Raw genomic sequence first — 16,631 nt, 5'->3', positions numbered from 1 at the left:
GATCAGCCGGGCTATACGGCTCGCTTCACTGTCGGTCGGGGACGTCCGGCGTGACCTAATTTCGACTGGTCTGGCGCAGCACGCGTCGTTGATTCGCCGGGGACCCATGGCTCAGTTCGATCCACGCCGCCAGCCCGTTCGGCTTGCGCCGCACCTGCTGACCACCTGCGCCGCCGTCGGCATCGCCCTGCTGGCGGGTCGAGGGTTTGAACAGGTGAAGGCCGAGGAGGTTCCACCTCTGACGGCGGAACAGATCGAATTTCTTGAGGCCCAGGCCTACGCCGCCGCCGCCGCTCCGGCCGGCATGACCACCCCCGAAGCCATTCCCGTGCAGATTCGTCGCGGCGAGACGTTCGAACAGGCCGTGCGCCGCACCGGCGTCGGCGCCGAAGAAGCCCGCGCCGTGGCCGACACCGTCGCCAGCGCCTTTGACCTCAAGGACCTGCGCGCCGGCCTGAAGTTTGAAACCGCCGTGTCCAAGCCGCGCGGCGGCATGGGCGACGCCCGCCTGATCGGCCTGACCATGCGCACCGGCCCGGCCAGCCAGCTGACCGTGTCGCGCAGCTTCGACGGCGCGCTGCGCCTGCGCTCGCTGGACGAGAAGGTGACCGAGGAAACCGTCGTCGCCAACGACAAGGTTCAGCGCTCGCTGTCCGCCAGCGCCCGCGAACTGGGCGCCACCTCGGCCGTGGTGCGCCGCGCCAGCCAGCTGTTCGCCCACAAGTTCGACATGCAGCGCGACGTGCGCGCCGCCGACGAATTCACCCTCGTCTTCGACCGCAAGGTCACCGAATCGGGCCGCACCGTCGAAACCGGCGAGCTTCTTTACGCCGAGCTGAAGGGCCACGCCTTCTATCGCTTCCAGCCCGCCGGCTCGAAGACGGCCCAGTATTTCGACGCTACCGGCAAGAACACGCGCACCGCCATGATGCGCACGCCGCTGCAGAACTTCCGCCGCGTCAGTTCCAACTTCGGCGTCCGCACCCACCCGATCTCGGGCTATCGCAAGATGCACCAGGGGATGGACTTCGCCGCATCGACCGGCACCCCGGTCGTGGCCCCCGCCGACGGCGTGGTGGTCGAGGCTCGGCGCTGGGGCGGCTACGGCAACTGGCTGCGCATCCGCCACGCCAACGGCCTGGAAAGCGGTTACGGCCACCTGTCGCGCTACGCCTCGGGCATGCGCGCGGGCCAGCGCGTGACCCAGGGCCAGGTCGTCGCCTATGTCGGCTCGACCGGCGCCTCGACCGGACCGCACCTGCACTACGAAATCTGGCGCAACGGCCAGCGGATCAATCCCTCTGGCATCAAGACCCAGGAAGGCACCGTCCTGGCGGGCGCCGACCTGAACGCCTTCCGCGCCGAGAAGGCCCGCATCGACCGCATCATCGCCGCCGGCGGCCAGCGCCGCCCCGCCGCCGTGCAACAGGCCGCCAACGGCCTGCGTCCCGCCGAAGGCTGATACCGGGCGACAGTCGCGCCTCAGCCGACCAGTTGCGGCGCGCCTTGCTGATTCGGACACCGCACGCCGTGGACCCGCAGGTCCGCCTCGCCCAGACGCACGCCCAGAAGCTCCAGCAGGGGCTGAACCACCCCGTCCAGAACCGGGCCTAGCGGCGTCAGCAGCCCGCGGACGCTCCCCAACAGCTCGCTGACCGGCAGACTGATCAGTCCTCCCAGCAACTCGACCTTCAGGTCCAGTTTCGTCAGCAGGCTCGCGATCACCCCCTGGCCGAACTGTTTGGAGCCCACTGTCTTGGGTTCGCCCGCGGCGATATCGGCAGCGGTGAAACGCACCTGGCGCCAATCAGGGTCGGCCGCCTCTATGTCCGCCCGGCCGGTCACATTGGCCGCCTTGATGCCGAGAAGCCCCAGGACCGACACCAGAGGCGCAGGCGTGACGGTCAGTTTAGACTTGAAGTCCCGCAGTTTGGTCTTGTCGACGGCGCCGATCGCCGCCCGCGCCACGCCCGGCTTGACCTCCAGCGTTGCACCGGGTCCCGGGCCGCAGTCGATCTGCTTCAGCCGCGCCTGCGCGCTCGCCGCTTCGATCAAGACAGGAAGTTTGATCGCGGTGAGATCCGACAGGGCCTTGGCGGTCGTCGCCTCAAGATAAAGCCGCGTCTGCACCGTGCGGATGATCGGCTCGCCTCTACTAGTCACCGTCAGCCAGGGCGACCGGTTCGGTCGCTCGCCGATGGCCAGCATGACATCCAGGTCGGCTATGCCGAGCCGCGCGCCCACATCCAGCGCCAACTGGCGTTCCTTGTTCGCCGTCTGCAGGCTCGCCATCAGCAGGTCAAAGACAGACACCTGGGCGTTCAACCGCTCACGCAGTCCCTGACGGGCGTCGGCCTCCACGCCGATCAGATCGCCGAGTTTCAAACGGGCGTCCGCGGGCGCGCCCGTCAGCTTGCTCAGCGCGCTGCTGGGCCCCGCGCCTGCGATCCGCTCCAGCACGCGTAGGACACGCCCGGTCTCGACCTCATGCTTCAGCAAGGCGTCATAGTCCCCCGCCGTCACCCCCAGATCCGCCGCCAGCGCGTCCGAAAACTGCAGCAGGCTGACCTGGGCGTCGAGCAGGCTTCTGTAGTCCATCAGGGTCAGCGACACCCGGCCTCCCAGAAGGCCCGACAACAGACTGTTGGCCAGCCCCCCGTCGACCGACCCCAGCCGCGACCCGATCGAGAACAGGGCTGTCGGCGCGCCGCCTGGCCGCGCGGCTGTCGCCTGTTTGGTGACCGACACCGCATCGCGCCCCAGAACGACGCGGCCAAAGAACAAGGGGGCGGGCGCCGTCGCCGTCACCTGCGCGGCGTTGACCTGCCCTTCGGCCGCGACGAACCTCTGCGACGGCTTCAGCCTGGGGTCCGGCGTATAGACGCCCGTCTGCACGCTTAAGGTCGCGATATCCGCCAGATTGGCGCGCGCCGTCGCCTCCGCCGCCGCTTCGGCGCGCTGAAGCGAGCCCGCGGCCGCCAAGGCCGACAGATCGACTGCGCCTTGCAGCTCACGCCCCTTCAGGACCACCATTCCCACATCGACCGCCAGGGCGGCGCTGACGCAGATCAGCGCGCCGAAGGCCGCCGACATGATCGTCACCCCGCCGCGCCGGTTGCGTCCCAGACGCCTGATCGCCCGCCGCAGACCGTTCGACCCGTTCACATCAGGCCTCATTGATCTGAATGACGGCGGCGCGACGGATGACCTTGGGCGGCGACACGGTCAGGGGCGCCAGGGCCATCAGAGGGTGATGAGCGGCGTCATAGGCCACCACGACGCGGAAAAACCGACCGTCAACGCTGGTCTCGACAGAAGCGTCTGCGCCCCTCAACCCCAGATTGCGCAGATGTCCCTCGACGCCGTCACGGGCCAGTTGCTCCCGCTCTGCGGGATCGAGCCCGGCGACCGCCGCGCGCGCGCCTTCCGACACCGCCGCCTGAACCGAATGGGCCATCCACAGCCAGCCGCCGTAGACGATCATGCCCACGACCAGCAGCAGAAAGAAGGGACCGACGATGGCGAACTCGATCGCCGCCGCGCCTGTGCGCCTGCCCGCTACACCAGAACCACACGCCTTCTGCATCGTCGCGCTCCTGACTGAGCAGCGATCATGCGCAACACAACTTAAGGGAGAATGTAGGCGCTGAACAACTCGCGAGCGCTGCCGCTGCGTCGAAGCCCTGCATGCTGGAGAAAGCGCTGGGAGGTGTTGGAGCGGGTAGCGAGAATCGAACTCGCGACATTCAGCTTGGGAAGCTCCAAGGGTCATAGATAAATCAATAGCCTAACGCCCAACCGGCCCACTTTCGCCGTGTTTGTTTTCAATGGGTTACGGCCGTTTTCCCAACTAAATCCGGGCAGCGCCGCCCCCTCTTGTTCTTATTTCGTTCTCATGTAGGAGTCCGCCTCGGGTCGGTGCTTGAGGAGGACGAACATGGAAACGAAACCCCTTGGCCCCGATGAGGCCTTCGCTCGCGATCTGGAGAAGCTGGACCGCGACCTAGAACAGCGCGAGCGCGCGGACATCCCTGCTCCGACAGTCGAACTCGTCGCCGGGCTCGTCGCCGGCATGCGCCTGGTGGGGCGGCCGCAATGAGTGAGCGGGACAAGGAACTCGCCGCGCTGATGCTGCGCCTGACCGGGTTGGACCTGACGACGGCGGACGGTCGGGCTGGGGCCGGTTGCATCCTGCGCGAGATCGAGTCGAAGGCCCCTGGGGCTTTGGCCCGGCTGCGCAGAGCCTGCACGACGCGGGGGGCGACGGCGCATTGAGCCATGTCTTTGGAAGAGGACACCCCCTTCTGGCGCGGCATCGGATCCGTCGCTGACGACGACTTCCCCATCGGCCTGCGCCACTTCCCATTGATCGAGGCGCCCGACCGGGGAAACCTGCTGCGCGTCCTCTGCTGCGCCTGTCGGGCACGGAGGCAGATCTCGGGCCTGGAGCTGATCAGGGACTTCCCGGACTGGCTGACCCGCGATGCTTGCGAGTGGGCATGCACGCTGCGTTGCGAAGCCTGCGGCTCCCAGCGGCTGGCCCTCTCGATCGCCGACGATCCGTCAGCACAGGGCTTTCGAGAGGGACCGGGCGACACGTCCGAGGTTGTGCGCATCCGCCGGCTGCTGGCCTGGCTGCCTGAGGGCGGGCTGCGTTTGGATGATGTCGCCTACCTGCTGCGCGACGTGAACCACGTCTGCCTTTCGGCGGCGGGGATGCCCAAGGAAGTGATCAGCCTGTTCAGCTACGGCGGCCATCACTGCGCTGACTACTGGCCCAGATCTCGTCTGGCGGCGAAGCGCGGCAAATGATCCATGGGCATGAACCCTCGCTACAACGCCTGGACACGCGCTCAGTGGATGGGCCGCGCCGCCAAGGTCGGCGACCTGCAGCGCCAAGGCTGGCCGGTCGTAGCCCACTGCCAGCGGTGCGGTCTGGAGATGGATGTAGATCTGTCGGTCGTGCGGCGAGCGCTCGGGCCGGACTTTGTGCTCTGGGGCCGGACGGCCCGGTGTCGACGGCGCCGCTGTCAGGGCCGAATGCTCTTCTGGACCTATCCGCCCGAAGGCCGCGGCCTCAAGGTCGAGATGTTCTAGATGGGGTAGCGCAATCTGGCGGGCCACCACCCCTACAGCCGCCTCTGCGACTCGACAGCGCGCGAAAGCCGTGATCGGTTCCGCTTATGTGCAACCTCTACCGCCAGGGCTCAGGGCCTCAGGCCATCATGGATGCAGCCAGGGCCATGCGTTCGGATGTGGGCAACCTGGCGCCGGGCGACATCTACCCCGACTACAGCGCCCCGATCGTTCGGTGGGACGGCGAGGACCGCATCCTGACGTCTGCGCGCTGGGGCCTACCGTCACCCTCCTTCGCCCTGAAGGGAAAGAAGACTGACAAGGGCGTCACGAACGTCCGTAACCTTGGCAGCTCCCATTGGGGCCGATGGCAGGGGATCAGGAACCGGTGCCTCGTTCCGTTCACCAGCTTTAGCGAGCCGGGTCGCGATGCTGACGGCAAGTACAAGCCCGTTTGGTTCGACCTCGTGGACGCCGCCCCTGATGCGCCTGCCTTCTTTGCGGGCATCTTCGTGCCGCAGTGGACCAGCGTGCGAAAGCTCAAGGAGGGCGAAGTCACAACCGACCTCTGCGGCTTCCTGACGACCGAGCCCAACGAGCCGGTGAAGTCGGTTCACCCCAAGGCCATGCCGGTGATCCTGACCGAGCCGGAAGAGATCGAGGCTTGGATGAACGCGCCTTGGGAGATCGCGCGACAGCTTCAGCGGGCGCTGCCAGACGGCGCATTGGTCATCCAATGAGCGAGACCGATCTCGAGAAGGCTGCCCGCTTCGAGACCGAAGCCCTCGACCTGCACCGTCGGTCGCGGTCAGCCCGCACCCTGCCCGGCTCGATCCTGCTTCGCTTGCGGGCGCTATGGAAGGAAGAGGCGGCGCGGCTGCTGAAGCAGCGCTGCCGTTCCGCTGCTGGCGATTCGGATGTCTGATATTGTCCGAAAGCAACGGCGGCCTTGTGCAGAACCGCCGTTGCCAAGGGAGTCCTAATTTACTCCGGGCGCCCAGTAACGGGCGCGCGGTCTTGGGTCATATCGACATGTGCCGGATTAGGCGTCAGGTCGAGCATTGCGCCGGTTCCCGCATCGATGCCCGCACCAATGATGCCGCCGACAAGCACGTTTCCAGCCATGGCCACGCCGCCGCCGGTCGAGACCTTATTGGTCACGGTTACGGTCGCGGGCTGATACCCATCCAAGGTCAAGGTCGCGATGAACTCCGACTTGCGCGGCATTTTGATAGAGCAGGGCGTGGCCTGGCATTGGAAGCCATTCGACGTCTCGACTCGAGCGCCGGGCGGTGTCGAGGTCACTTCCCACGCGGTTTTGGTGCCGCGCGTGACTGAGGCACAGGCAGACGTGAGCGATGTGGCGACGCCAAGCGCCGCCAGAATGACGATCTTGTTCATTTTTTGGGATGCCCCGAAGTTAATCCGCCCAAGCCCCCTGCCTAAGCGCATAACGGCGGAATATCACGCCGTTCGTACAAGTCTAGACAGCAAAATCACGATTTTTGGAACGTGCCAGGCCGCATGCTCGCGACTCAGCTGCACCGCTGCGCCATGACCCCCGATGAACTCAACGCCACCTCGACGCCATGGCCGCTGCCGACGACCCCAACCGTTTGCCCGGTCTCATCGAAATCAACAGCGCCGAATGGTGCGAAACGCTCTATCAGATCGAACACACGGCCAAGTCATTAGACGAAGGCGTCCGACATCGAGGGATCAAGATCGCCATCTCCTCCGCGTTTGACACTCGCGTGATGACCCGCGCCGACGCAGGAGAGCGGGGCGCGCCCTATCGCGATCTTAAGCCGAGGGTATAAGCCAGAAGGTGGATATACGCGAGGTCCGCTAGGGTGGAAAGCGGACGCACCCGATGTAAGCGAGCCTAGAATTTCTGCTCGTTAGACATTCCACTCGCGGGATGACAGGTGCCCTCAAACGCTTCTTCTATAGGTGCCTCGTGGCCGCTGATGTCGATCTGCCGTTGGCCGTCCACCACACGGCCTGTCCTTCGGTCGAACTGAAGCGTGTAGGTCGACGACAAGTTGAGCATCGTATTCGGCGGATCTTGTCCATCGAGACTGATAGTGTTCGTGTCGGCGCGGAAAGTCCGTTGACCGCGGTTGTCGAAGTGCCACGTCCCAAAACGCACATCTTTGTATTCGATAGTCTTGGTCTCAAAATTCACGCGGTAAGAACGTTCCGTAGGCTCAGCAGCTGTCCCGGTTGCGCTCCATTGGCCAGTGCATTCGAGCACCAGAACCCCGACATCAGATTTCTGGCCTGCAAGCCCGCAACCCACTAGTGCGCATGACGCCGCCAATACCGCAAATCTCAGAAGCATCATTTGCTTTCCTATCCCGCCGCCCAAGAGAGGCGGACACACGTCGTTCCGCCAGTTGAAACGCGAAGCTCCGCAGTATGCAACTGACAGGTTGGCAACATGTCTGCAACGGGTCGAAGCCGATCTTGATCACCTCGTCCGAAATGCGACGTCCGTAACGAAGAAAGCCCCGCCACGGGGGGGCACGGGGATAAGTACGCGTCCGTTAGCCTACCAGCTTGTCGCGCATTCTTTTGAACTCCTCGTCCGTAACGAGACCCTCTTTCCGCAGCTCTTCCCACTTGCGGAGTTCATCAGCCGCTGAAAGCCCGGCTACTGTCGGCTGACGGGGAATGGCTCGTTTGACCGAGGATGCGGCCGTCGTAACCTTCGCGCCCGCTTTCCGCCCTATGTCGAAAAATGCTTCATAGTCTTCAAGTCGAGGGGACCCGATATAGTATCGCGGAGACACGAAAATTAGGAACGTTAGAAACAGCAGCGCGCCGATCACATAAGCAATGAATCCCCCAGCCCAGTTGGTCAGCCGCTCCTGCTCAAACGAAACCAAACTTTGCAAGTGAGAGCGCCTTGCGTCTTCCACAGGCGAATAATCATCCCGCAACTGGAAGCCGTGAGCGGTGCTAGCCGTTTTGGCGGGTCCGTAAAGCGCGACCTCCAAGGCATCGACCGTCTTAGAAATCTCATAAACTTTCGAGCCGATGATGGCGCCGATGGTGATCGCTATAACGACCAGGACAACATTCCGCGCCCAGTTTGATTTTTTTTCGGCCGCCATTCTTATTCTCGTGAGCTAGTCCTCGAAGCTTGCATCGACTGACACGGAGCGCAAGTTTCCCATGTCGATCGAAGCTAGGCTTTTGCCGCTAGGCCACGCTGCGGCCTCCGCTCCGGAAACGACGAAACGCCCGCCCTCCGAAGAGAGCGGGCCTCGATAGCGGAGCCTTAGGCTCGACGCAGCAAGGATAGTAGGCGGTTGGCACCTAGCCCGGCCTCAGGCGAGCCCACCACGGCCGCCCTATTCGCTCGACCGCCTCCGCGTCCCTCGCCTCACACGCCCGCACGATCCCGATCACGTCCGCCGTCCGGCCGTTGGCTGTCCGCAGGGCGCCGGTCTGCGCCACGCCGAACGCCATCCAGGACCGCTCGTCGGAGGGCTCCTGCGGAAGGGCGGCGGACGGGACAGGCTCAGTCCACCCGGCCGGGATCAGTGCGGAACACGGCGCACTGTGGGTCACGGTAATCGGAGAGCTGGCACACCCTGCGGCGAGCAGCATCAGCGGCAGCATTGCGATCAGGCGCATGGCGGATTTCCTTTTCAGCCTGGGTGACGATGGAGGCGGTGGACTGGTCTCGGGCGTCGGCGCGGTCGCGGATGGCGCTGGCGTCGCGTGCAGCGGCCGTGCGGCCGTCGGCTAGGGTCTTGCTCGCGTCGGCCTGCCGAGCCCTGTCAGCGGCCTTCTGGCGGTCATCGGCGACGCACATGGTCACTAGGATCATGGCGAGCACTAGACAGGCGACGGCGAGCCAGCCGGTCGCGGTGATGTCGCGGAGGCGGATCATTGCGCGGCCCGCCCCGTTTCCATCTCGCGCGCGAGGCGTTCAGCGCGCCCCTTGACCTGCTTGGCCCACAGGCTGGCGCGCATCCCGGCGGCGGCTTGGGCGTAGCGGCCGGCCTCGACATGCGCCAGCGTGTTGACGAAACCCGACAGGCCCTCCCGCTGGGGCGTCTTCGGATCGTCCCAGCCCATGTTGAAGTGCATGTTCTCGATCACCCGACGGCGCACGGGATCGAGGCGCTTCAGCCATGGCAAGGCGGCGTGGATCACCCGGTTGTGCTCGCGGGCGTCCTCGATCAGCCAAGCCTCGGCGGTGGCTTCGGTGATGACCTGGCCTTCCTGGATGCCGCGCGCTCGGCCGTACCCTATCGTCCACGGGGCGCCCGAGCCCTTGCCGGCCTTGGCGCGAGGCGAAAGCGGATCGGGATAGGCTTTGAGCCGCAGCCCTTCGTCCTTCTTCAATGCAGCGATCAGTTCTGGGTCGGGATCGCCAGGAGCGTCGGCCGCCCGAGGCAGGCCCATGGCGTCAGCAAGGGCGTCGATCATCGGCACCCAGTCAGGCTTCAGTTTTCCACCCGGCGCATGGGGGCGCACGGCGTCGAACAGGGCCTTACGGTCCATGTCGGTCTCCAGTTCAGATTGTGAGGAACAGAAAGCGCCGTTTCAGCGCTGCTTATGGGCTGGGCGGCAGCGCGTAGGAGTAGGTATGCTATCGGTGAAAGAGCAGATCATTGCTGACGCTTGGATGCAGCACTTTGGAGAGACTTTGCCTGTGCTCGGCTGTATAGAACTCGCGGCCCAGATCCTCCGCGATTACGGAGTTGACATCGAGCTGACGGCTATTCGCGCTGATCCCATTTGGAAAAGAGCGGCGTGAGCATTCGGCGAAGGCAACAGCCTGTAGCCCCGCGGGCCGGTCACGCCGCGGTAAGCAGCACGGCCACGATGATCAGGATGACAGCGACGGCCCCGGTCATCATGCACAGGCGCAGGCAGCGGCAAGGCTCGCGCTCGCTGGCGGATCGTCCGTGGGGTTCAGGTGGCAGGGCGAAAGCCATCTCTGCCACCACCTGATCAGAGACGCCCCGGCGGACAGCAAAGCCCAGCAGCCGCTCCGTCCACGGCGGCGGCGCCCGGTCCCGCATCACCCATTCCAGCAGGACGAGCGCCAGTCCCAGGACGACTACGGCCGAAGCTGGGACCAGCACGCTCATATGCTGGGCCGCGAAGGCCCTGCCGGGGAAGACGAACGACAGGCCACGCGCCACCAGAATGAGGGTCGAGGCGAAGAAGAAGCCCCGCACTGCCCAATGGGCCGTGATCTTGGTGTGATAGGTCGGCCCGAGCAGGCGGAACACCTGGCTCAGCACCGCCCCGGCCGACAGGAAGAGAAGCCCCGTCGCCAGAACCATCCAGTCGTGAGCGGTCATCGCTGTGTCTCCTTCAGAACCGCGTGAAGCGCCGCATAGATCAGGCGCTTGGTGAAGCCGAAGAAGCCGCGAGGGTCGTTCGCCGCGATCCAGCCCAAGGTCATCGCCACCCCGCGCATGTCGAGCGCGGGAACGACGGCGATCAGGCTGGGCGTGAACGCTTCGGCCAGAATGGGACCGGCTACGACGCCGAGCCCCAGATGCAGCCACGCCTTGCGCTGGGCCAGCGGATTGCCGGCCTTGGCGGAATAGGCGGTGACCAGACCGACGGCGCCGAAAAGCACGCCGCCGCACAGGCCCCAGAACGCGGGGAAATCCCTCGGGTCGAGCATCCGCCCCTCCAAGAATATCGGCCATAGGTGAGAGGCAGCCGACGCGTGGGCGTGGCTTCAGGGACGAACCTGGTTCGTCAGGCTTCCGGCTGGACCGGGGCCTCGGGCGTCGGCTGTAGAGCCTGGACGCGCGCCTGAGCGGCGGATAGGCCGCTCTCCATCGACGTGACGATGCGCTGGAGCATTTGCTTCGTGCCTTCCGCGCCGGGCGTGCCGAGCGGGCGCGGGAGGTCGTCTACGCTGGCGGCTATGGTCGCCTTAAGGTCAGCCAGAAAGGCCGCGCCGGCTTCGCTCTCCAGCAGCGCCACAGCGGCGCTGGCGGATGGCAGGCGCGCGGCCTTGGCGGCTTCGGCGGCAGCCTTCATGGCAGCCTCGGCGGCGGCCAGTTTTTCGGCGTCGGTCAGTTCGGTCATGTCGATTGCTCCGATCAATGCTTGTCAGCGCCGGGGCGGCCACCCGCACCGGGTCCGCGGCGGGAGGGACCTCTGCGAGAGCGCAGGTAGGCGATGAGGCCCACTACGGCTGCGGCGAAGGCGAGTGCGATCAGGACTTCCATTTTCAGGCTCCTTTGGGTGGTTGATGAAGATGGTGGCGCTTTCGGTTCAGGCGGCCGAGTGGGTCAGGGTGTAGCGATAGGTCGCCGTGGTCGTGCGGCCCGTGACCGTGTCCCTCACCATGCAGAGGAACACGACGCTCTTGGTTTCGCCCGAGGCCACCGTCTGGTTAATCTGGGTCGCCGCGCCCGTCGGACTGGTCGCGGTGGCGCCAGTGCTGCCGGCGAAATAGCCCCACTGATATTCATAGAGGCCCGACCCGCCGGTGACATCGACCGTGACCACAGCCGAGGCGTAAGTTCCAGGCGTTGTGACCACCCGACCGCTGCTTGGCGGGTTACATACGGCCACGAAAGGCGCAGTTATGGTGTTGTCGAAGACGTATGGCGCAGAGGTCATTCGGCCCTGAAGTCCGTTCACCGTGTTCATCGCGCCTAGAGCGACGCCGGTGGGGCCCCACCACTCCAGCAGATTGTTCGCCGCGCCGAACGGAGCGCCGTACGCAACTACCCGAACCCGGCCACCGACGACGGTTTGCATCGTATCGGTCGCATCGTCGAACACGGTGCTGTCGCCGAAGTAGATCTGCTCCGCGCCGAAGGCCACATATGAGCCTCCCAAAGCCGACACAGCCTCGATGATCGCAGGCTTGCTTCCTGACGCCGCCGACTTGATGCGCCAAGAGGCGATGTTCCGCTGGTTCTCCAGATCGACGATGGCGAGGGACTGCTCGGTGACCGTCGCAGCCAGCACCGTGGCCGAGTAGTCATCCGAGAAGTCAGCCGCCACGGAACCGAAGTTGACCTTGATGGCCCATACCGGAAGCACCCCGCCCGGAGGAGGAACGACAACCACGCGGAAGCCGGTTGTGCCCGCCGGGGCCGTTGAGGGTGTTGTAGAGCGGCGACGGACATCATACCCGCCCGCGCCCGAAGGAACGGGTGCCGCATCCACAAAGCCGCCGGGCGTCACATATTGAAGGCGGACATGGCCCCCATCGCCTACAGGCGACGACACAAAGCCGAGGCTGTGTTGATCGCCCGGCGCGGCAGGATAGACCTGCGAGACCATATAGCCGTAGACGACGAAAATCCGGCCTGCCAGACGGTCGTCATCTACATAGGACGCCGGGCTGCCCTCCTTGATCCAGCCCCTGAAATCATCCGCGCCGCTGGGGTTGTCGATCAGGTTGGCCCGGTGTCCGGCACGCGCCGAGACCTGACTGATCGCCTCCGCTCGCGCCGCCACTTCATTGGCCAGAGCGTTTTCGAGGTCGATGATGTCGGCTTCAGTGTGCGCAGTCCGAGCCGTCAAGGCGTCGACCGAGGCGACGCTGGCCTTGTTTTCCTGGAGGTCGAGATCGACCGACTTCAGGTTTTGGATCTGGCCGAGCAGAGAGGGAGCGCCATCGCGAGCGGCCTGAACCTCCCCCTTCAAAGTGTCGTATTCGCTCAGTGCGACCTTGCCGTTTTCAAGATCGACCAACGCCAGCGCCTGGGTCGCGTTGACAGCCTCAACGTCATCGATGCGAGCGATTTGTGCGTTCAGCGAAGAGACCGATGCCTTGTTGTTCTCCAGGCTCTGTGTCTGCTCTTCCAGGACGCCAGCGCGCTCATCCAGAACCACTATGTTGCCGTAGAGGGTTGCGTCCGCCGCCTCCAGATCAGCGCGCGCCCGTCCGACCAGCTCCGACACGTTGAAGATGTCGCCGAACGCCGCGCTGATCTGACCTTGTAGGCCGACGATGGTCGGGGCGGTTGGGATGACGTCGCCCGCGACGAGGTCGCCGACGGTGATCGGCCCCGCCAGCTCCGGCGCAGAGACGTTGTTCCCCCGTTTGTACCGAACGGCGATCCAGATGTGAGCGCCCGGCTGCGGCCCCTGGATGGACAGGGTGCGCGTCGTCGGAGGCCAGACGCCAGCGTCCACCCAACCGGGCAGAAGCTCGCCCTCCTCGTCCATAAACGGGGGCTGGGCGTCAGGGTCTTCGCCCGCCGCAACCTCGCGCCAGTTGATCAGCATGGCGTCGGCGGTGGCGTTGCTGACAATGCCGCTCAGGTCGATGACAGGAAGCTGGCCGCCGCCGGGGGCCGGCGGACGGGGGATGATCGTCCAGTCCCCGGGCTGGGGTGGCGATACTTCTGTCGGGTCGGGCGCCGTCAGGCCGGGATAGTCCGGCATGGTGGTGGTCTTGCCCAGCGCCAGCGGGTGCTTGCTGTCCGTCTCCGAGCGGAAGGCGATGCGCACTTCGCCGGCCTTGGGGTCGTAGGATCGGCCCAGCACCAGCATCTTCACGCCGTCCAGCATGAAGCCCGGTTCGTCGATGTCGAAGCAGTCACCCGGTTTCAGACGGCGCAGGTGCGGCAGCAGGGGGATCGTGCCCGCAAATGGCTCGCGCGCGTCGAGGATGTCGTAGGCCGCCAGTTCCGCGCCCTGCTTCACCTTGGAGACGAAGCGGTACTTGATCTGGTCGCTGCGCTTGCCGCCGTCCTCGGCCACCAGCGGCGCGAACGACACCGGGTTCATCGGCGCGTGCTCCCACTTGTGCGCCTCCGACATGATCACCGGCGTGATCGTGTTCAGCCGGTTGAAGCGGCTCGCCCCGGTGTCCAGTTCGATGGCCCCTGCCGTGTCGCGGCGGGTGATGGTGACGATGGACGGACGCGGAGCACCGCGGCTGACGCAGCTGATCTTGCCCGCGACGCGGGAGCGCTTGGCCCCGCCGGCTTCCAGCAGTTCATCCAGAACGACCGAAGCGTCCTCCGACGTGTCGGGCCAGGCCGCGACTGTCCAGGCGTTCGCATCGGCGATGTTGGCCGCCTCGACGAAGGCTGGCAGGTCCACGCCCTGCAGCGACGCGCCGATGCCCCCCACGACCTGGCCGTTTTCGACCATGCCGAGCGCCCAGTTCAGAGCGGCGATGATGGCGTTGTCGATGTACCGATACGTCGAGCGCACGCCGTAGCGGCATGGGCCAGCTCCGCCCGGATAGCTGTCATCGTAACGAGGGTCGTAGCCGTAGACGCCTTCCAGCACCTGCATCGGCTTCGGCTCGCCAGACGGGTAGACGCTGAACTTCGAATCCTGCTGGAGCGTCAGCAGATCGCACGCCTTGCCCGACAGCTTGTAGAGCGCCCCCCACATCGGCATGACCGCGCCGCCGTCGAGGCCGGTCGGCAGGCTCAGGGCGGTGTCGGGCTGTGCGCCCATCCGCCAGGACCGCCACATCTGGCGATTGTACTTCCCGACAGCCGTGCCGCCGTTAGAGACGAAGGAGACGGGCAGTTCGTCAGCCGTGAAGCCCTGGAACGACTTCACCGGGCCCGCGCCGGAGTAGACGGAGACGATGCCCTGCAGGCGGTTGTCCTGGCCGTACTCGTCCCGGTGGACGATCTTCCCGGCCACGCCCATGCGGCCGAACAGGAAGGGGATTCCCTGATCGGGGTTCGACGTCCAGTCGCTGGGAGAGCCCGAGGCCGTCGACTTCGGCTTGTCGAGCATCGATCCGGCGGCCATCAGGCCCGCGGACATCAGCTGCAGGTTCGCCACGGACATGGTGCCGATGCCGGCGATGCCCATCGCCGTGACCTGCAGGCCGGCTAGTGCCCCGACGCCCGTAGCCATCAGCACCGCGCCGCCGATAATGGCGCCGGCCGTCTTCAGGGCCTTACCCATCGAGCGTCCTCCATGCGCAGTAGCCCAGGTCGTCGCGCGCGAAACCCGTCAGCCCGGTCAGGACTTCCGCGTTCGGGCTGTGATCGGTGAAGGCCAGGTAGTTGCTGTTGCCCATCGCAACGGAGATGCAGCCGACCTCGTGGTCGGTCTCCAGCGCCACCAGATCGCCCGCCAGAGCGCGAGCGGGAGCGATCCGGGCAAAGCCGAGGCTGTCGATGGCCTCGATCAGATTGGCGAAACCCAACGCCTTCAGGGCGCGCAGGCCTTCGGCCTCGTTTCGCCACTTCAGGCCCTTGGCGAACTGCACCTTGATCCTGAGGCCATGCAGGACGTGCAGAGCCATCTTCGGGCAGTCCCGCTTGCCCGGCTCGTAGGCCAGGCCCTGAAACCGCTTCCGGGTCGCCTGGGCCGCCTTCATCCGACGCTGGAGGTTCTTCACGCGGCGCGCGTGGTCGATGTCGCTCATACTTGGCTCGCCACAATGTTGGAGCTTCCGCCGCCCCCGCCGCCGCCGTATCCCCCGCCTCCGCTGATCGACCCGCGCGGCTCGTTCTGCCGCCAGTAGATCTTGCGGCCGAGGCCGGTGACGTGGCTGAGCCCCAGCTCGCCGGGCCAGACGGATTGGTGGAAGGGATGGGAGAGGCGCCGGTCCTCGTTCGGCTCGTTCAGCCGGGCCTCTTCGGTCCCGCATTCGAGGATCAGTTCTTCGGTCTCGCCGATGATGAAGCGGGCGAAGTCGTACTCGCCTTGGAACAGCAGGTCGGGTTCGCCCCACAGCAGGCCGGTGTCTGGATCCAGCGCGCAGTCGTAAATCTCGACCTTGGCATCTTGGTGCTTCCGGTCGGCCATCGCGACCAGGGCGTCATAGCTGGCCGGATAGAAGCCGATGTCCACGCGCGTGGTCTGGCCGTCGACGCCGTCCTCGAAGGTTGGGAGGTCGCTGATGACGCCGTAGGTTCGGTCCCGCTGGGTGAAGAGTTCGCCGTTCCAGACGAGGAAGCCGCCCGTCGTCAGGCGCAAGGTGAAGTCAGCCGTGGTCAGGCGCAGGATTTGCACCAGCCAGCGGGCCTTGCCGGAGCGACCGGCGACGGCTGCCGGCTCCATTATTCACGCTCCTCGATGGTGAAGCGCAGACGCACCAGCCGGTCCACGGCGTCGATTGCGTGGGCGTCCTGTTCGAGGGTCGCCCACCCCTCCACCTTGGGCTGGGCGATCTCGACGACGGCGTTGTTGACCAACGGGTAGCGGATCAACGTGCGCAGCGGCACGGCCAGATTGCCCGATCCGTCGGCCGTGGCCGCAGCGCGCGACTTGTAGGCGTAGCGCTGATCCTGGCTGATCACCGACAGCCACTGACCCTTGCGGAAGACGTAGCCTGGGGCCACGCCCTTGAGGTGCAGGGTGCGGCCGGACTGCATGGCGCCGTTGACCAAGGGCGAGCCGGGATCACCGATGGCGAGGCCCGGCTGCAGGATGTCCGCGACGATGGTCTCGTCCTCGGTCAGCAGATCGTCGAACGCCAGACTGTCGACGTACGACATGGGCGGGTACTCGAAATCCCAAGCCCAGCGCGTGCCCGGGCGCAGGTTCCGACCGACAGGCCCGCCGTAGCCCGGCCGGGTCTCATTGCGCGCAAAGACGGGCCGAGGCGTCATCTTCGACGG

At 65.8% G+C, this 16,631-nt stretch carries 22 protein-coding genes; 8 read left to right on the top strand and 14 right to left on the bottom strand.

What is annotated here, in order from left to right:
• Positions 1–106: 106 nt before the first annotated feature.
• Positions 107–1,462 carry a M23 family metallopeptidase gene (locus tag ACLBV5_RS04675; RefSeq protein ID WP_025976132.1) on the top strand — a complete coding sequence of 452 codons (1,356 nt, stop codon included), beginning with the start codon at positions 107–109 and terminating at the stop codon, positions 1,460–1,462.
• A 20-nt stretch (positions 1,463–1,482) separates the two neighbouring features.
• On the opposite strand, the gene ACLBV5_RS04670 is transcribed toward ACLBV5_RS04675, so the two are convergent.
• Positions 1,483–3,165 (bottom strand): TadG family pilus assembly protein, encoded by a 1,683-nt coding sequence (locus tag ACLBV5_RS04670; protein ID WP_447604965.1) that lies wholly within the window; start codon positions 3,163–3,165, stop codon positions 1,483–1,485.
• A gap of 1 nt (position 3,166) precedes the next feature.
• Positions 3,167–3,586, bottom strand: coding sequence for a TadE/TadG family type IV pilus assembly protein (locus ACLBV5_RS04665; protein WP_447604964.1), 420 nt, complete (start codon positions 3,584–3,586; stop codon positions 3,167–3,169).
• A 351-nt stretch (positions 3,587–3,937) separates the two neighbouring features.
• Here ACLBV5_RS04665 and ACLBV5_RS04660 point away from each other — a divergent pair, with 351 nt between their 5' ends.
• From ACLBV5_RS04660 to ACLBV5_RS04635, 6 genes are all read left to right on the top strand, one after another.
• On the top strand, positions 3,938–4,099 hold the full coding sequence (locus ACLBV5_RS04660; protein WP_447604963.1) for a hypothetical protein: 162 nt from the start codon (positions 3,938–3,940) through the stop codon (positions 4,097–4,099).
• Positions 4,096–4,275: a hypothetical protein gene (locus ACLBV5_RS04655; RefSeq protein WP_303682985.1), complete on the top strand. Its 180-nt coding sequence runs from the start codon at positions 4,096–4,098 to the stop codon at positions 4,273–4,275. Before ACLBV5_RS04660 ends, ACLBV5_RS04655 begins: the two co-directional genes overlap by 4 nt.
• 9 nt (positions 4,276–4,284) lie before the next feature.
• Positions 4,285–4,812, top strand: coding sequence for a hypothetical protein (locus ACLBV5_RS04650; RefSeq protein ID WP_447604962.1), 528 nt, complete (start codon positions 4,285–4,287; stop codon positions 4,810–4,812).
• 9 nt (positions 4,813–4,821) lie between these two features.
• Positions 4,822–5,097 carry a hypothetical protein gene (locus tag ACLBV5_RS04645; RefSeq protein ID WP_447604961.1) on the top strand — a complete coding sequence of 92 codons (276 nt, stop codon included), beginning with the start codon at positions 4,822–4,824 and terminating at the stop codon, positions 5,095–5,097.
• 86 nt (positions 5,098–5,183) lie between these two features.
• Positions 5,184–5,816, top strand: coding sequence for an SOS response-associated peptidase family protein (locus ACLBV5_RS04640; protein WP_447604960.1), 633 nt, complete (start codon positions 5,184–5,186; stop codon positions 5,814–5,816).
• Positions 5,813–6,001: a hypothetical protein gene (locus ACLBV5_RS04635; RefSeq protein WP_447604959.1), complete on the top strand. Its 189-nt coding sequence runs from the start codon at positions 5,813–5,815 to the stop codon at positions 5,999–6,001. Before ACLBV5_RS04640 ends, ACLBV5_RS04635 begins: the two co-directional genes overlap by 4 nt.
• Before the next feature lie 59 nt (positions 6,002–6,060).
• Here ACLBV5_RS04635 and ACLBV5_RS04630 read toward each other — a convergent pair whose 3' ends face one another.
• Positions 6,061–6,477 carry a translation initiation factor 2 gene (locus tag ACLBV5_RS04630; protein WP_447604958.1) on the bottom strand — a complete coding sequence of 139 codons (417 nt, stop codon included), beginning with the start codon at positions 6,475–6,477 and terminating at the stop codon, positions 6,061–6,063.
• 188 nt (positions 6,478–6,665) lie between these two features.
• On the opposite strand from ACLBV5_RS04630, the gene ACLBV5_RS04625 reads away from it, so the two are divergent.
• Positions 6,666–6,896 (top strand): hypothetical protein, encoded by a 231-nt coding sequence (locus tag ACLBV5_RS04625; RefSeq protein WP_447604957.1) that lies wholly within the window; start codon positions 6,666–6,668, stop codon positions 6,894–6,896.
• A 65-nt stretch (positions 6,897–6,961) separates the two neighbouring features.
• Here ACLBV5_RS04625 and ACLBV5_RS04620 read toward each other — a convergent pair whose 3' ends face one another.
• From ACLBV5_RS04620 to ACLBV5_RS04570, 11 genes are all read right to left on the bottom strand, one after another.
• Entirely contained in the window at positions 6,962–7,423 is a 462-nt protein-coding gene (locus ACLBV5_RS04620; protein WP_447604956.1) for a hypothetical protein, read from the bottom strand.
• 202 nt (positions 7,424–7,625) lie between these two features.
• Positions 7,626–8,195 carry an SHOCT domain-containing protein gene (locus ACLBV5_RS04615; RefSeq protein ID WP_447604955.1) on the bottom strand — a complete coding sequence of 190 codons (570 nt, stop codon included), beginning with the start codon at positions 8,193–8,195 and terminating at the stop codon, positions 7,626–7,628.
• A 410-nt stretch (positions 8,196–8,605) separates the two neighbouring features.
• Positions 8,606–8,980 carry a hypothetical protein gene (locus ACLBV5_RS04610; RefSeq protein WP_447604954.1) on the bottom strand — a complete coding sequence of 125 codons (375 nt, stop codon included), beginning with the start codon at positions 8,978–8,980 and terminating at the stop codon, positions 8,606–8,608.
• Positions 8,977–9,597, bottom strand: coding sequence for a glycoside hydrolase family protein (locus ACLBV5_RS04605; RefSeq protein WP_447604953.1), 621 nt, complete (start codon positions 9,595–9,597; stop codon positions 8,977–8,979). The genes ACLBV5_RS04610 and ACLBV5_RS04605 overlap by 4 nt, the downstream gene beginning before the upstream one ends.
• Before the next feature lie 296 nt (positions 9,598–9,893).
• Positions 9,894–10,406, bottom strand: a complete 513-nt coding sequence (locus ACLBV5_RS04600; RefSeq protein WP_447604952.1) for a hypothetical protein — start codon at positions 10,404–10,406, stop codon at positions 9,894–9,896.
• The gene (locus ACLBV5_RS04595) at positions 10,403–10,738 is read right to left on the bottom strand and encodes a hypothetical protein (RefSeq protein WP_252969931.1); all 336 of its coding nucleotides are present in this window, start codon (positions 10,736–10,738) and stop codon (positions 10,403–10,405) included. Before ACLBV5_RS04595 ends, ACLBV5_RS04600 begins: the two co-directional genes overlap by 4 nt.
• A gap of 77 nt (positions 10,739–10,815) precedes the next feature.
• Positions 10,816–11,151, bottom strand: coding sequence for a hypothetical protein (locus ACLBV5_RS04590; protein WP_447604951.1), 336 nt, complete (start codon positions 11,149–11,151; stop codon positions 10,816–10,818).
• 189 nt (positions 11,152–11,340) lie between these two features.
• Complete coding sequence (locus tag ACLBV5_RS04585; RefSeq protein WP_447604950.1) at positions 11,341–14,967, bottom strand: hypothetical protein; 3,627 nt, start codon at positions 14,965–14,967, stop codon at positions 11,341–11,343.
• Positions 14,960–15,433: a DUF6950 family protein gene (locus ACLBV5_RS04580; protein ID WP_447604949.1), complete on the bottom strand. Its 474-nt coding sequence runs from the start codon at positions 15,431–15,433 to the stop codon at positions 14,960–14,962. Before ACLBV5_RS04580 ends, ACLBV5_RS04585 begins: the two co-directional genes overlap by 8 nt.
• Entirely contained in the window at positions 15,430–16,071 is a 642-nt protein-coding gene (locus tag ACLBV5_RS04575) for a hypothetical protein (RefSeq protein WP_447604948.1), read from the bottom strand. Before ACLBV5_RS04575 ends, ACLBV5_RS04580 begins: the two co-directional genes overlap by 4 nt.
• Complete coding sequence (locus ACLBV5_RS04570) at positions 16,071–16,622, bottom strand: hypothetical protein (protein WP_447604947.1); 552 nt, start codon at positions 16,620–16,622, stop codon at positions 16,071–16,073. The genes ACLBV5_RS04575 and ACLBV5_RS04570 overlap by 1 nt, the downstream gene beginning before the upstream one ends.
• Positions 16,623–16,631 lie beyond the last annotated feature (9 nt).

Source organism: Brevundimonas sp. M1A4_2e (assembly GCF_053345555.1).
Note: the sequence above shows the minus strand (reverse complement) of the source record. Positions and strands in the feature narration are given on the sequence as shown.

What these genes read in the sequence shown, in the direction of transcription:
- ACLBV5_RS04675 (WP_025976132.1), top strand. Translation starts at nt 107, where the DNA reads ATGGCTCAGTTCGATCCACGCCGCCAGCCCGTTCGGCTTGCGCCGCAC.
- ACLBV5_RS04665 (WP_447604964.1), bottom strand. Translation starts at nt 3,586, where the DNA reads ATGCAGAAGGCGTGTGGTTCTGGTGTAGCGGGCAGGCGCACAGGCGCG.
- ACLBV5_RS04660 (WP_447604963.1), top strand. Translation starts at nt 3,938, where the DNA reads ATGGAAACGAAACCCCTTGGCCCCGATGAGGCCTTCGCTCGCGATCTG.
- ACLBV5_RS04655 (WP_303682985.1), top strand. Translation starts at nt 4,096, where the DNA reads ATGAGTGAGCGGGACAAGGAACTCGCCGCGCTGATGCTGCGCCTGACC.
- ACLBV5_RS04645 (WP_447604961.1), top strand. Translation starts at nt 4,822, where the DNA reads ATGAACCCTCGCTACAACGCCTGGACACGCGCTCAGTGGATGGGCCGC.
- ACLBV5_RS04640 (WP_447604960.1), top strand. Translation starts at nt 5,184, where the DNA reads ATGTGCAACCTCTACCGCCAGGGCTCAGGGCCTCAGGCCATCATGGAT.
- ACLBV5_RS04635 (WP_447604959.1), top strand. Translation starts at nt 5,813, where the DNA reads ATGAGCGAGACCGATCTCGAGAAGGCTGCCCGCTTCGAGACCGAAGCC.
- ACLBV5_RS04630 (WP_447604958.1), bottom strand. Translation starts at nt 6,477, where the DNA reads ATGAACAAGATCGTCATTCTGGCGGCGCTTGGCGTCGCCACATCGCTC.
- ACLBV5_RS04625 (WP_447604957.1), top strand. Translation starts at nt 6,666, where the DNA reads ATGGCCGCTGCCGACGACCCCAACCGTTTGCCCGGTCTCATCGAAATC.
- ACLBV5_RS04620 (WP_447604956.1), bottom strand. Translation starts at nt 7,423, where the DNA reads ATGATGCTTCTGAGATTTGCGGTATTGGCGGCGTCATGCGCACTAGTG.
- ACLBV5_RS04615 (WP_447604955.1), bottom strand. Translation starts at nt 8,195, where the DNA reads ATGGCGGCCGAAAAAAAATCAAACTGGGCGCGGAATGTTGTCCTGGTC.
- ACLBV5_RS04610 (WP_447604954.1), bottom strand. Translation starts at nt 8,980, where the DNA reads ATGATCCGCCTCCGCGACATCACCGCGACCGGCTGGCTCGCCGTCGCC.
- ACLBV5_RS04605 (WP_447604953.1), bottom strand. Translation starts at nt 9,597, where the DNA reads ATGGACCGTAAGGCCCTGTTCGACGCCGTGCGCCCCCATGCGCCGGGT.
- ACLBV5_RS04600 (WP_447604952.1), bottom strand. Translation starts at nt 10,406, where the DNA reads ATGACCGCTCACGACTGGATGGTTCTGGCGACGGGGCTTCTCTTCCTG.
- ACLBV5_RS04595 (WP_252969931.1), bottom strand. Translation starts at nt 10,738, where the DNA reads ATGCTCGACCCGAGGGATTTCCCCGCGTTCTGGGGCCTGTGCGGCGGC.
- ACLBV5_RS04590 (WP_447604951.1), bottom strand. Translation starts at nt 11,151, where the DNA reads ATGACCGAACTGACCGACGCCGAAAAACTGGCCGCCGCCGAGGCTGCC.
- ACLBV5_RS04585 (WP_447604950.1), bottom strand. Translation starts at nt 14,967, where the DNA reads ATGGGTAAGGCCCTGAAGACGGCCGGCGCCATTATCGGCGGCGCGGTG.
- ACLBV5_RS04580 (WP_447604949.1), bottom strand. Translation starts at nt 15,433, where the DNA reads ATGAGCGACATCGACCACGCGCGCCGCGTGAAGAACCTCCAGCGTCGG.
- ACLBV5_RS04575 (WP_447604948.1), bottom strand. Translation starts at nt 16,071, where the DNA reads ATGGAGCCGGCAGCCGTCGCCGGTCGCTCCGGCAAGGCCCGCTGGCTG.
- ACLBV5_RS04570 (WP_447604947.1), bottom strand. Translation starts at nt 16,622, where the DNA reads ATGACGCCTCGGCCCGTCTTTGCGCGCAATGAGACCCGGCCGGGCTAC.